This is a genomic window from Dietzia sp. SYD-A1, from assembly GCF_015356725.1.
Classification (GTDB): Bacteria; Actinomycetota; Actinomycetes; order Mycobacteriales; family Mycobacteriaceae; genus Dietzia.
Map to the genome: position 1 here is coordinate 1 of NZ_JADDKI010000699.1, position 817 is coordinate 817.

Genomic DNA, 817 nt, shown 5'->3' on the forward strand with positions numbered 1-817 from the left:
GCGCCCCGCCTGAGCCGCCGCCCGCCTGAACCACGGCCCGGCCGGTCAGCGTCGCACGATCACCACACGCGATCCCACCTCGCGGACGTCGAACAACTCCGGATCCGCGAACTGAGCCGGGGAGAACCGGATCGTCTCCCGGCTGTTGTTCCGGGCCAGGGGCATCTCGTTGATCGCCACCGGCAACCCCCAGGTCCGGATGCCCTCCCGCGCGAGCACCAGGACATCCGGGCCGCGGAAGGGTCCGGACTCCAGCGCGTCGGCCAGTTCGCGCGGGGAGGTGGCGGTGGCCCACCGGCGGATCTCGTCCGTCCTCTCGGTGTACCGGCCGGCCGGGGTGGCATAGGCCTGCGCGGGCGCCTGGAAGGTGAAGTAGGGGCGGTAGGCATAGACGGTCGGGACCGCGGTGAGCACCACCAGATCGGAGGGCTCCCGCCCGGGGGTCATCTCGTCGATCGCCTCCATCACCGGCGTGGGCGCGGCGACGGTGTCACGGGCGGCGGCGGCGAAGGCCGAGTCCTCCTCGGAGACGTGCTGCACCATCTGGACCGCGGCCAGGCCGGCCACGACCACGGCCACCGCGGCGACCCGCCCGCGGGAGTGCCCGGGCGACGTCGCCACCGCCCACCGGGCCAGGGCGAGCGAGCCCACCACACCGGCGAGCGCGAGAGCCAGCGTGATCGCCGGGATCAACCGGAACGGCAGCAGCGTGGATCCGGTGGCCGCCCTCAGGCCCGACAGGGCGTACCAGCCGAACACCGTGAGGACCATCAGCCCCAGCGCCTGCGCCAGCACGAGTGAGCGCGCCGGCGTGGGC

At 74.1% G+C, this 817-nt stretch carries 1 protein-coding gene; it reads right to left on the bottom strand.

The genetic code is table 11. The annotated features are described in order from the left end of the window. Positions 1–45: 45 nt before the first annotated feature. A partial coding sequence (locus IY392_RS18760; protein WP_194862040.1) for an arabinofuranosyltransferase occupies positions 46–817 on the bottom strand: 772 nt, incomplete at its 5' end.